Below are 12,223 nucleotides of genomic sequence, written 5' to 3'. Positions count from 1 at the left end.
TTCGTTTTGATGATACTGCTATCAAGCCCGACTTAATCGTCGGGTTTTTTTTTGGGTAAAATTTTGCAGCGGATTAGTTGGTGCTTCGCTTCCCGGCACACTTCGCCAAATTTCTTGGTGTGAAGCAGTAGACGAGCGCTTCCTGGTATGTTATTGAAACCGTCGGTGATTTCGATGAACCTTTCGACTGCGGCAACCAGCTCCTCGTACTCGTTCACCATTTCGGATATCGCAGCCTCCGCCTTGTGTACCTTGCGACAATGGGACTCTACGCAGGAAATCATGCTGGTTAGCATTTCGAATTGACGCTGATTACTTTGAACACTCCATTCGCGCATCAGTTGCGTAGCCGGATCGCGCTCCCAATCATCCTCGACCGCAACGCCTAACAAAAAATCTGTCGTAACTTCATAGCCCTGCGCCGCTCGGACGATTAAAAATGGCGAAATAGATTCGATATCGAGCGCGGTTTCGACCGCTTTTAGGCTTTCGGTCGAAATTCCTAAAAGTTTTGCGGCTGCATGTTGGCTTAATCCACACAAGCCACGCGCCTCCACGAACTTTTGCCCAATAATTTTTAATCGCTGATTTGTTGAAAGATCTAGCATCGGCACCTCGAAGGTGCCGGGGTTTTACGCCCGGCTCGGTTGGAATTAAGCGGCTTGGTTTTCTTCCTCGGTTTCGGTCTGCGGAATTTCGCACTCCAGGCGGGTGCCCACAAGGAGCGAGTAGTCGTAAAATGGATCGCTCGCGAATTTTAATAGCGCCGCCGACTCTACCGACAATGCGCGGCACTCTGCGTCAACCGCCTCGATTGCTTCATCGCTCGGGCCTACGATGATCTTCGAAATTTCGTCCAAACTGAAACCTTTCGCGATCAAATCTTCCTTTTTTTGCTGAAAAGTTCGGATTTTGGCCTGCATTTCTCCCATTTTTCGCGAAATTTCGAGCGGAATTCCGTGGTGGACTCTGAGCGCCATGGAAATCAGCTTTTCGGGTCTAGCATTGTGCCGGATGTGCGCTTCGTTGATAATTTTTTGCGCTTCGGCCTTGATTAAAAGAAATTTGTTTTGAACGATAATGATGCTTTCCTCGATTCCGGTCTTGTCGGCCTCGGACATTTTGGAAAGACCGTCCAGCACGGCCTCGGCGCGGTTGTGTGCATGTTCTGCGTTATTGAAGATTGCTTGTGTGATTTTCATTTTGGATTTCCTTTTAAATTAAGAGTTTGTGGTTTTTTGTTGCGGGATAACGTGCTGCAAGATTGCGATTGCGGCACTAAGGCGTAATTCTGCCGGTGCGCCTTGATCTTTCAGCGCATCCGTTAGGATTTTTTCCGCCCGGTTTCGCAATATTTTGGTCCTGCGGGGTGTGGGTTTTGAGGTCATTTTTTGTAACTCCTAAAATTTGAAATGGTATTCTAATCGCCCGAAATGGGGGTCTAACGGGCGTTTTTCCGGTTTTAGATAACATCGAAGCCATGCATCCGGTAGACATGATTGCGCTTGCGCCACGCACCGACACCGAAGCCGCATTGATCGACGATATCCAGCACGAACGCTCTTTGCTTGCCCGGATAAGGCCGTCTTGCTCGGCCAATGGATTGAATAAGCCGGGTCGCTGCCGGAATATTTTTATCAATGACTGCTGATACCGGAGCGCCGAATATAACCGCGCCAACATGCGGCCAGTCGATACCTTCGGACAATAAAGATAATGTGCCGATAATCAGATTAGCGGTTTCGGCCCGCTGCATGGCCTCGGCCTTTTGTTTCGCCGGTAATTTTCCGTGAAGTAAGACCGCATCAAGGCCTTGTTGCTCGATCATCGCGGTTAGTCGTTCTGCGTGGTCAACGGTCGCGGTCAGGATAGCAACGCCCGTTTTCCGACTTGCTTTGATTGCAGAATTGACGATAAGCTTATTGCGCTCGGGGTCGTCGGACAGCATTTGTAAAAACTCGGACCAGCTTTGCGGATCGCCGGTAAAGTCGCATTCCACCGTTTTGACCACGACAGGCAATACCGCGCCTTCGACTTCGTGCTGCTCGATTTCGGCGCAAACCGGCCCTAATGATGCAAACATCAACGCCTCAAGGTTATCGCGTCTTTGTGGTGTCGCGCTCAAACCGAAGCGGTACTTTGCCGCTTGCCGATTGATTACTGCATAGACTTGGTTAGCGGGCGCGTTATGGCACTCATCACAAATGAGAAGTCCATAATCCAAACTACCTTGGTGCTTGATTAGCGTCTGGACGGTGGCAATCGTAAATTGATCGCCTTCCCGCCATTCGCCGCCGCCAATCAAACCAGCATCCAATCCGGTAAACTTTTTAATCGCGCCTTGCCATTGCCGCGCCAAATCAAGCGATTTGACCAGCACCAAACAACGCTGTCTCAATCTAGCCGCTAACTCAATGCCGATAGTGGTCTTGCCGCTGCCGGTCGGTGCAACCAGAACGCCGCCTCCAGTTTCAAGCATCGCGCTTAACGCCCGCTCTTGATATGCCCTTGGCTCGATGCTCGTTTCGATTTCAACCGGGTGCGAGTGCCGCCGGTCGTCAATATCGATCAATCCATCTAGGTGAATACCGCGCGGAATCACCAGGCCGTCATCGGTCGATTCGTATAGTTCGATAGTTCGGTCTATACCGAAAGGCCGCCGTCCTTGGCGTATCGCATCTGTATATTTGGGATTTGGTATGATCAGGCTTTTTTGAATAAACTTGATTTGATCGTCGCCTAGTCCGGTTAGATAGGTTTTGTCGGATATAATTGCTTTCATAACGCCCACCTATTGATTGAGTGAATAGCGTTTAACGCCATCGTCATAAACAACAATATCTAGAACTCCGGTCGAAACCATCTCACAGAGAGTTTGTCTGATTAGATCGCTCTTGTTTCCGGTGAAATCTTTAAAAGGCTCTACCCTCGACCGCGATTGAATAATCTGCCGCTCGGTCATCGGCTTATGATTGCCCTCAAACAATCGCAACACTGCGCTAAATTCTGCCGCCACGCCGATCAATCCTTTTGCTTTGCACAATGCTAAATTGGCCTCAAGCAAGTCGTTTGAAATGCCGATAGCCGCCTTTACATGGTCGTCTGGTATGTTGGCGTCATACTCATCATTACGCGCTAATAGCCATAAATTGGCGGCCAGCTTCATGATCTGCATATCGACCTTTGCCGCCGCGCCGCGAAGGGATATGTGGCTAAATTTCGCGCCATCGGCCAAGTGTGGCTCTATCTGATTACGATATTCTGCGATTAGCCTATGTCCTGTATCGCTTATTTTTAGGTGATACAACTCGCCCGGCTTAATTGGATTTTCAAATACTTCCCGCGCAAATTGACATTTTTCTTTAATAGCTTCGGGTATCGAGCGGTCGAAAAAAATCTTTTTCAAATGATCGCGCTTACCTAAAAAGTGCGGTTCAGCCAGCATTAAAAACCGTTCGCTTAGTCCGGTTCCATTCGAGGCCGATAGTATTTTTTCAACCGATCCTTGTTGTGCAAACAGCGTAACGCCGCCGATAACGCGCCCGTGATAACCTTCACGACTCACTCGACAACTTGAAACAAATCCACCATCAAAACCGTTTAGCAAAAGGTCGTTGTTATTCGCCGCGCCGTTTGCGTAACTCAACCCAAGAAGGCTATTAAATAGTCCTTGTTCAGAACTGACTGCACTAAAGTATCCGCATGTGCCGCCTAGCGTAGCCTCAAGCCCCTCCGGTGTTGCGTTATTCACAAACAATCGAGAGTAGATAGTCCGCTTCATCGCCTTGAGTTCGTCAAGCCGCCCTTCGTCGGCATCGTCCCGATCCTGTTTTGATCCCAATCTCAACAATTCGGTCTGATATTTGTTGATTACATCGTTTTTTACATCAATAAAAAAATCTGTCATTGACTCTAAGGCCCTTGATTTTGCTATCCCCGACGGACCTTCTACACAGGCATAAAGACCTATTGGGAGGCCTCGTCCGAACTGGTAATCAACAAGCCATTTTCGACAGGTTACCGAACTGAATGCACTGATTAAAATTAAAAACGTGGAGCTTTGGGGGATATTGCACATTGCCGCAACCTGAGCAGTCATCCTTTTTAGCGGGTGCGCGTCATCAATATGCTTGAGCAAGTCAACGCCGGTCGAATAATTCGAACCAGAATCTAGGTGCTGATTAAATCCGTCATTTTGTGGCGCAACGTTAAGCTGCATCCGCAATAACCCCGGCTCGACAACTTCGAACTCGTTTAAGATACTCATGCTGCCTACCTCATTGTTACTGGCTCAACAACGACCAGCGGCTTTTCCGGGTCCAGCAGTAAAACCTTTATGGCTCCAGATTCGAGCAATACTCGGGTAAGCCTTAAAATAGTTTCGTCATCCTCTGGCGTTCCGCACGTCCAGCACTGAACATACCGGCCCGAAACCGGCCAGCGGTAGGCCGCCGGATCGTCACCAAAAGGCAGTACAATTTTTGATGTGCGCGGCTGCCAAGTCTCACGCCTTGCCGCCTGCCATGCGTTCGATCCGGTGCATACAATGATTTCATCGCTGTGTTTAAAACGAGCAATATCCCGCGAATAAGGCGGTTTTTTGAATTTAGTGTTCATAGCAAATTTCCTTTTGCCGGGGTGTACGCATCCTCACGGTGTGATATAATCGCACTTGCTAAGTGAGTGATTGCGTTATTAAAAACCCGGCTAATAAATTAAAATTATTGGTCGGGTTTTTTCATTTGTGCCCTAGTGAATCAATGTACTGTTCCACCTCATCGCGGCGAAAGCCCACCGATCGAGCGCCCAAGCTAACGGGTCGCGGGAAATTTGGATCGTAATATTTTGATTTTGGATCAAGTTTGTTGTAAACCGTTGAGCGGCTCAAACCGCACAGTACGCGCAAGTCTTTAATGCGGACGATAAGTGAAGCGGGTGTATTTTTTAACTGGTTCATATCTGTCTGGTTGTTTAAAAACGTCCAAAACAGATTAACCGCAAAAAAATCCGCCTATTTTTCAGTTTTCCTTTTTTGAACACCTTTAAACATAAATGGTTGATATTGTTCATAAACAAAACTTTGGTTAATTTCACTTTTTGAAATCAACTAAACCAGAAGCCAAAAAAAAAGGGCGAAAATCGCCCCGGATTCGCCCCGACAAGTCATTGTTTTTAAATCAATTCGCCCAAACAGCCTATTTCGCCCGCCCTGCTAATCAAGTTCACTAGGACCGTCTAAAGTACCCAGCAGATATCCCGGCTCGACCTTCAAAATATTACAAGCGCGCACTATAAACGATAGCGGTATCGACTCCATTCGCCCAAGCTCAATATCACCAAGCTCAGAAGGCGTTACCTCCAAAATAGTAGCCAAGCTCTTTGCCGAATAACCAGAAGCCAACCGCGCCTCCTTCAATCGCTCGCCAAATAAAATAAGATGCGCTCGTTCTTTTTTATCAACCTTGTCATGCTGGTGCTTTTCTGACACGCTCTCCAATATATTCCTAATCATTCGCGGCGACACTCCAGCGCGCACTGCTATTAATTCCAAGCACTCCCGCTCGGTCTGAATAACAGGAATATCCTCAAAGTTATTACCCTCCAAAAAATCAAACGCAATACGACGATCCTTCTTTATTAACTTTTCGCCGTGCAAAAGCTGATACGCAAAATAAATGGCATCGTTTCGTTTCTCGTTTGCCGCGCGCCTTTTGATCGCTGAAATTTTCCCGGCTGTCCTGGCACGTTCTGAATAATTTGTCATTTCTTAACCTTGTCTTAACCGTCGTGTTGTAGCTTTGTTGTAGCTTTGTTGTAGATACCTACAACATGGCTCAGACCAGTAACGGCGCGGCCTGTAGCTAATTGAACAGTGTTTTGTTGTAGGTGTTGTAGGTGTTGTAGGGGGGTCGTGTATATGAACATTTCCAATTCAACAATTCCATTCGATCACCTGTATTCAATATGCTTGTTGTAGCCGTGTTGTAAAGCACCTACAACAAGCCAAAGCCACGAATGGCGCGGCCTGTAGCTAATTAAACAGTGTTTTGTTGTAGTGTTGTAATTGTTGTAAGGGGGTCGTGTTCGCCCACCTAACCGCGCTCGGCAACTTTCCTAAAATCAACGATATCCCCGGTGCTTGGCTCTCTCGAAATAAAATCCTCCCAGGCCTGCATCAAAACGCGCCGCTTCTCAATCATGTCGCCACGACGATAAGCCGCCTCCGCCTGATTTTTAATTGCATGCGACAACGCCATTTCACAAAGCTCCTGCGGAAAGTTCGTTGTCTCTGCCGCCCAGTCCCGAAACATAGACCGCATTCCGTGAACCGTGCAATCATAGCCGAGAGTGACCTGTAAAAGTTTATCCATCGCTGCGTTTGATAAGCCGCCCGATCTTGAGCGCCCCGGAAAGATAAAATTGTTCTGCCGTGTCTCGTACATAAACATCAAAATCTGAAACGCCCGTTCCGACAAAGGTACTCGATGCTCTTTCTCTTTTTTCATCCGTGAGCCCGGAATAATCCATAATCGACCATCAATATGCATCTCGTCCCATGTTGCGCCGATAACCTCATTCGTCCTTGCGGCGGTCAATATTAAAAACTCAAGTGCCAACGCCGAAATGCTGCCGTTCGCCCTTAATGCCTTAACCAGCCCAAAGGCATCACGATACATCAGTGCCTTAAAATGCTCGACCTTTTTAGTTTTCGCCGGACTTGATAGCAGTTTATCCAAGTGCCCACGCCATCGCGCGGGATTATCGCCAGTCCGATAGCCGTGAACGGTCGCAAATCCTAATATATTCTCGATTCTGCCGCGAAGCCGCGAAGCCGTTTCATTCTTGGTCAACCAAATCGGTTCCAATACGCGCACAATATGTTTTGTCTCTATCGACCCTACCGGCATCGCGCCTATGTGGGTGTACGCGTATGTCGTTAGCGTGTTAGTCCATTGATTGGCATGTTTTTCGTTCTTCCATCCAGCGCGGTGAGCCTCAACATAAGCCCGTCCGCATTCCTCAAAAGTGATTATCTTTGGCTTGTCCAGTGTTCGCCGCTCATGTAATGGGTCTTTGCCATCAACAAGCAATTTTCTATACTCAAGCGCCTTTTCCCGGGCCTCTGCCAAAGACACCAAGGGATAACTGCCTAACCCTACTTCGCGCTTTTTGCCTGATCGCTTATAAATGAACAGCCAAGACTTGGTTAGTGCCTTCGAGACTTGCAAATAGAGATTACCGCCGTCTGAATAATACCCCGGCAAATTGAGCGCATTAATTTTCTTTACTGACAATGACATACGAAACCCTACCGTACCCACGTTATTTATAACCCCCAAAAAGGGCCGTTTTCGTACCGTATCCGAAGCCCCGCTTTTTCTACCGTACTTTGTACCGTACCCCTGGCATTGGATTTAAGAGTACATCATTGGACGTTAATATACAATAAGAGCGCAAACCATTATGATTTATAAACAATTTTGGACGTTAAAAGACGTTATAATATAACACTACGGCGGACTCTCTCTCCGCCATCTGATCGATACAAATTCCTTAAAACCCGAAAACTACACACTATAGTTTTCGGGTTTTTTTATGTTTAAATCAAAGAATTCTTTGTAAATACCGGCAAATCGAGTGGCGTCAAGAGAGGATGATTAGGCTTTATTGCAAACCAAATATTTTTAAAACCTTAAGGCAAAAAAAAGCCCGTGTTGAATGATCAACACGGGCTTTTGGGATAAGCGCCTGGCAATTCCCTACTTTCACATGGCAAAGTGCCACACTATCATCGGCGCTAAGCGGTTTCACTTCCGAGTTCGGGATGGGATCGGGTGGGACACGCTCGCTATGGTCACCAGGCAAACCGGTTACAGCAGGTTCAAGGTTTCAGCGGCCAGGTTAAAGGCTATTTTCTTTAACCCTAATCCGGCTTAGCTATCGAGCCTACTCAAAACTCTTTACTTCAGGTGTTTTCGGTCTTATCGGGTTTTCAGCTCTGGTAGCCCAGCCTTCGGCCTTGCTTCTGTCACCTTTACCCTTGTTTCTTTCACCTGTTTTTTTGGAAATCTGTACACGCTTTTCGTTCTCTCGCTTTAGCGATTGTCGGCTGTTGGATAACACCGTCGGTGCAAACCGATTGGGTGTTATATGGTCAAGCCTCACGGGCAATTAGTATCAGTTAGCTTCATACATTACTGCACTTCCACACCTGACCTATCAACCTGATCGTCTCTCAGGGCCCTTCAGGGGACTCACGGTCCCAGTGAGATCTCATCTTGGGAGAGGCTTCCCGCTTAGATGCTTTCAGCGGTTATCCCGTCCGATCATAGCTACCCGGCAATGCCACTGGCGTGACAACCGGAACACCAGAGGATCGTCCACTCCGGTCCTCTCGTACTAGGAGCAGCTTCCCTCAAATCTCAAACGCCCACGGCAGATAGGGACCGAACTGTCTCACGACGTTCTGAACCCAGCTCGCGTACCACTTTAAATGGCGAACAGCCATACCCTTAGGACCTGCTTCAGCCCTAGGATGTGATGAGCCGACATCGAGGTGCCAAACACCGCCGTCGATATGAACTCTTGGGCGGTATCAGCCTGTTATCCCCGGAGTACCTTTTATCCGTTGAGCGATGGCCCTTCCATTCAGAACCACCGGATCACTAAGACCTACTTTCGTACCTGCTCGACTTGTCCGTCTCGCAGTCAAGCGTGCTTTTGCCTTTACACTCATCGCATGATTTCCGACCATGCTGAGCACACCTTCGTGCTCCTCCGTTACTCTTTGGGAGGAGACCGCCCCAGTCAAACTACCCACCAGACACTGTCCCCAATCCGGATTACGGACCTAGGTTAGAACTTCAAACATACCAGGGTGGTATTTCAAGGTCGGCTCCACACCAACTGGCGTTGATGCTTCACAGCCTCCCACCTATCCTACACAAATAGGTTCAAAGTCCAGTGTCAAGCTATAGTAAAGGTTCACGGGGTCTTTCCGTCTAGCCGCGGGTACACTGCATCTTCACAGCGATTTCAATTTCACTGAGTCTCGGGTGGAGACAGTGTGGCCATCGTTACGCCATTCGTGCAGGTCGGAACTTACCCGACAAGGAATTTCGCTACCTTAGGACCGTTATAGTTACGGCCGCCGTTTACCGGGGCTTCGATCAAGAGCTTCCCCCTCACCTAGATTATCTATGCTGTCTCGTATCCGCTCTTTTAAGCTATGATACGCTTTACCACTACGCTTTAGTCGACCTTCTCGCCTCTTCGCCGCCTGCTCTGTCAAGTAGGCTTCATAATAAGAAACTATCCAGTCTTGTGCTTTTTTAGTCGATTTGTTTTCGCCTTGCTGATGTTGCCACAGACGCATTTTTAAATCTTCTGTCGAACCCAGATAAAATTCATCTTCCGTCCGACTGTACAGTACATAAACGTAATACATGGTTCTAAATAATCTAGGTGAGGGGTAACCCCATCAATTAACCTTCCGGCACCGGGCAGGCGTCACACCCTATACGTCCTCTTTCGAGTTTGCAGAGTGCTATGTTTTTGCTAAACAGTCGCAGCCACCAGTTTAATGCTACCCTCTTCAGCTCCATCCGCAAGGGACTTCACCTAACAAGGGCGTACCTTCTCCCGAAGTTACGGTACCATTTTGCCTAGTTCCTTCACCCGAGTTCTCTCAAGCGCCTTAGAATTCTCATCCCACCCACCTGTGTCGGTTTAGGGTACGGCCGCAGATAACCTGATGCTTAGAGGTTTTTCTTGGAAGCAGGGCATCAATCACTTCGTCTCCCTATAGGGAAACTCGTCGTTACGTCTCAGGATTGATCCTCCGGATTTGCCTAAAGGATCTCCCTACGCGCTTAAACTGTCACTTCCAACCGACAGCTGACCTAGCCTTCTCCGTCACCCCATCGCAGTTACCTCCGGTACAGGAATATTAACCTGTTTTCCATCGACTACGCCTTTCGGCCTCGCCTTAGGTGCCGACTAACCCTGCGTCGATTAGCGTTGCGCAGGAAACCTTGGGTTTTCGGCGTGGGGGTTTTTCACCCCCATTATCGTTACTCATGTCAGCATTCGCACTTCTGATACCTCCAGCCGACTTCTCAATCGACCTTCGCAGGCGTACAGAACGCTCCTCTACCACCTTACTTACGTAAGATCCGTAGCTTCGGTACTATGCTTAGCCCCGGTGAATCTTCCGCGCAAGCCGACTCGACCAGTGAGCTATTACGCTTTCTTTAAAGGATGGCTGCTTCTAAGCCAACCTCCTGGCTGTCTGGGCCTTCTCACATCGTTTCCCACTGAGCATAGATTTGGGGACCTTAGCTGACGGTCTGGGCTGTTTCCCTTTTCACGACGGACCTTATCACCCGCCGTGTGTCTCCCGTGCTCGCACTTGTTGGTATTCGGAGTTTGCATCGGGTTGGTAAGTCGAGATGACCCCCTAGCCGAAACAGTGCTCTACCCCCAACAGTGATACACGAGGCGCTACCTAAATAGCTTTCGAGGAGAACCAGCTATCTCCGGGCTTGATTAGCCTTTCACTCCGATCCACAACTCATCCGAATCCTTTTCAACGGATCCCGGTTCGGTCCTCCAGTTGGTATTACCCAACCTTCAACCTGGTCATGGATAGATCGCCCGGTTTCGGGTCTAATCCCAGCGACTATGACGCCCTATTCAGACTCGCTTTCGCTACGCCTCCCCTATCCGGTTAAGCTTGCCACTGAGATTAAGTCGCTGACCCATTATACAAAAGGTACGCAGTCACCCAGCACCTAAATTGCTCTATGTACTAAGTCCACAATGTTGATTAAAACGTTGTGATTATACCTGCCTGATTGCCCCTAATTGGAATTTAGGTGCTGGGCAGGCCCCTTAGTTGTTTTATTTTGGCTTTCCCAAAATATTGACATTGTTCGATGGCCTTTTTGTCAATTTTGCGGGGTTTACCCAGAACCTAAATTCTTCAACTTAGCTACTGAATTCAATTTCCCATCAAAATTCTTTCTATTCCGCCACTCTCAACGCCTAAAACAATTTAGGTGCTGGGCTCCTACTGCTTGTACGCATACGGTTTCAGGTTCTATTTCACTCCGATCTCCTCGGTTCTTTTCGCCTTTCCCTCACGGTACTGGTTCACTATCGGTCGATAAGGAGTATTTAGCCTTGGAGGATGGTCCCCCCATATTCAGACAAGGTTTCACGTGCCCCGTCCTACTCGTTTTCACACCCAGCAAATTTTCGTATACGCGGCTATCACGCTGTATCGCCAGACTTTCCAGACTGTTCTACTAATTTGCTCAATGCTTAAGGGCTGCTCCCCGTTCGCTCGCCGCTACTAAGGGAATCTCGGTTGATTTCTTTTCCTCCGGGTACTTAGATGTTTCAGTTCCCCGGGTTCGCTTCCTACACCTATGTATTCAATGCAGGATGACCAGGTTATCCTGGCCGGGTTGCCCCATTCGGAAATCCGCGGATCAAAGTTAGTTTGCAAACTCCCCGCGGCTTATCGCATGCTACTACGTCCTTCGTCGCCTCTTATCGCCTAGGCATCCACCGTATGCGCTTATTCACTTGACCATATAACCCCAATCAGTCTGACCGGTCTCGCGCTACTTTTCGGTAGTGTTTGATTCGGTTCAGGACTGCGGCGTTATTTGTCAGCTGACATTTTCGCTTTCTGCTTGAGAACTCATTCACGTCGCTTCCGGTTCGTCTGGGTTGTCCGCTGTCTTCGCCTTGCGGCGTGGACAGTGACAAGCCTTGCTTTACCGTCTGTTTCGGTGAACTTGTTTTGTGTATCTTCTCGGTTTAAATTGCTTTAAACGCTGAAGTTACAGTGTACAGATTTCCAAGTTGTTAAAGAGCTATTACTGACGTTGTTTCCGTCACCAATGCTATACCGTCTGTGAGGCTTTTCGCCGTTCAAACGGTATAGCATTGGTGGAGCCAGGGAGGATCGAACTCCCGACCTCCTGCGTGCAAGGCAGGCGCTCTCCCAGCTGAGCTATGGCCCCTTTGGGGTTCGTGCAAACTAATCTCGGCTAGCTTGACGGGCGGTCCTTCCGCTTCCAGGCTTGCGCCGCGTTGGTGGGCCTGGGAGGATTTGAACCTCCGACCTCACCCTTATCAGGGGTGCGCTCTAACCAACTGAGCTACAGGCCCAGGCTCGTGACGTCTTCGATCAAAATAATTTGTTGTGGGC

General features: G+C 48.5%; 9 protein-coding genes, 2 tRNA genes and 2 rRNA genes. All 13 read right to left on the bottom strand.

The annotated features are described in order from the left end of the window. Nucleotides 1-32: 32 nt before the first annotated feature. The 13 genes from WJM45_RS02860 to WJM45_RS02800 all read right to left on the bottom strand — a co-directional run bounded on the left by WJM45_RS02860 (nucleotide 33) and on the right by WJM45_RS02800 (nucleotide 12,183). The gene (locus tag WJM45_RS02860) at nucleotides 33-542 is read right to left on the bottom strand and encodes a hypothetical protein (RefSeq protein ID WP_341327489.1); all 510 of its coding nucleotides are present in this window, start codon (nucleotides 540-542) and stop codon (nucleotides 33-35) included. A 111-nt stretch (nucleotides 543-653) separates the two neighbouring features. Beyond that, the gene (locus tag WJM45_RS02855) at nucleotides 654-1,202 is read right to left on the bottom strand and encodes a hypothetical protein (protein WP_341327488.1); all 549 of its coding nucleotides are present in this window, start codon (nucleotides 1,200-1,202) and stop codon (nucleotides 654-656) included. Nucleotides 1,203-1,220: 18 nt separating this feature from the next. Then, nucleotides 1,221-1,388, bottom strand: a complete 168-nt coding sequence (locus WJM45_RS02850) for a hypothetical protein (protein WP_341327487.1) — start codon at nucleotides 1,386-1,388, stop codon at nucleotides 1,221-1,223. A gap of 74 nt (nucleotides 1,389-1,462) precedes the next feature. Next, nucleotides 1,463-2,782 (bottom strand): DEAD/DEAH box helicase, encoded by a 1,320-nt coding sequence (locus WJM45_RS02845; RefSeq protein WP_341327486.1) that lies wholly within the window; start codon nucleotides 2,780-2,782, stop codon nucleotides 1,463-1,465. A 9-nt stretch (nucleotides 2,783-2,791) separates the two neighbouring features. Further along, nucleotides 2,792-4,267: a DUF3987 domain-containing protein gene (locus WJM45_RS02840; protein WP_341327485.1), complete on the bottom strand. Its 1,476-nt coding sequence runs from the start codon at nucleotides 4,265-4,267 to the stop codon at nucleotides 2,792-2,794. Between the two features lie 5 nt (nucleotides 4,268-4,272). Continuing rightward, a complete protein-coding gene (locus WJM45_RS02835; protein WP_341327484.1) occupies nucleotides 4,273-4,617 on the bottom strand; it encodes a hypothetical protein in 345 nt (114 codons plus the stop codon). A gap of 121 nt (nucleotides 4,618-4,738) precedes the next feature. Next, a complete protein-coding gene (locus WJM45_RS02830; RefSeq protein WP_341327483.1) occupies nucleotides 4,739-4,957 on the bottom strand; it encodes an AlpA family phage regulatory protein in 219 nt (72 codons plus the stop codon). 255 nt (nucleotides 4,958-5,212) lie between these two features. Beyond that, complete coding sequence (locus tag WJM45_RS02825; RefSeq protein ID WP_341327482.1) at nucleotides 5,213-5,764, bottom strand: helix-turn-helix transcriptional regulator; 552 nt, start codon at nucleotides 5,762-5,764, stop codon at nucleotides 5,213-5,215. Between the two features lie 328 nt (nucleotides 5,765-6,092). Next, nucleotides 6,093-7,301 (bottom strand): integrase arm-type DNA-binding domain-containing protein, encoded by a 1,209-nt coding sequence (locus tag WJM45_RS02820; RefSeq protein ID WP_341327481.1) that lies wholly within the window; start codon nucleotides 7,299-7,301, stop codon nucleotides 6,093-6,095. Nucleotides 7,302-7,747: 446 nt separating this feature from the next. Next, nucleotides 7,748-7,863, bottom strand: a 5S ribosomal RNA gene (rrf, locus tag WJM45_RS02815). Nucleotides 7,864-8,151: 288 nt separating this feature from the next. Continuing rightward, nucleotides 8,152-11,598, bottom strand: a 23S ribosomal RNA gene (locus WJM45_RS02810). Nucleotides 11,599-11,959: 361 nt separating this feature from the next. Further along, nucleotides 11,960-12,035: transfer RNA gene (locus WJM45_RS02805), tRNA-Ala, on the bottom strand. Nucleotides 12,036-12,106: 71 nt separating this feature from the next. Next, a tRNA-Ile gene (locus tag WJM45_RS02800) sits at nucleotides 12,107-12,183 on the bottom strand. Nucleotides 12,184-12,223: the final 40 nt, after the last annotated feature.

This window comes from Methylotuvimicrobium sp. KM2 (genome assembly GCF_038051925.1).
GTDB lineage: Bacteria > Pseudomonadota > Gammaproteobacteria > Methylococcales > Methylomonadaceae > Methylotuvimicrobium.
This window is presented reverse-complemented; position numbering and strand designations above follow the sequence as displayed.

Coding starts and splice junctions, on each gene's coding strand:
- WJM45_RS02855 (WP_341327488.1), bottom strand. CDS start 1,202: ATGAAAATCACACAAGCAATCTTCAATAACGCAGAACATGCACACAAC.
- WJM45_RS02850 (WP_341327487.1), bottom strand. CDS start 1,388: ATGACCTCAAAACCCACACCCCGCAGGACCAAAATATTGCGAAACCGG.
- WJM45_RS02845 (WP_341327486.1), bottom strand. CDS start 2,782: ATGAAAGCAATTATATCCGACAAAACCTATCTAACCGGACTAGGCGAC.
- WJM45_RS02840 (WP_341327485.1), bottom strand. CDS start 4,267: ATGAGTATCTTAAACGAGTTCGAAGTTGTCGAGCCGGGGTTATTGCGG.
- WJM45_RS02835 (WP_341327484.1), bottom strand. CDS start 4,617: ATGAACACTAAATTCAAAAAACCGCCTTATTCGCGGGATATTGCTCGT.
- WJM45_RS02830 (WP_341327483.1), bottom strand. CDS start 4,957: ATGAACCAGTTAAAAAATACACCCGCTTCACTTATCGTCCGCATTAAA.
- WJM45_RS02825 (WP_341327482.1), bottom strand. CDS start 5,764: ATGACAAATTATTCAGAACGTGCCAGGACAGCCGGGAAAATTTCAGCG.
- WJM45_RS02820 (WP_341327481.1), bottom strand. CDS start 7,301: ATGTCATTGTCAGTAAAGAAAATTAATGCGCTCAATTTGCCGGGGTAT.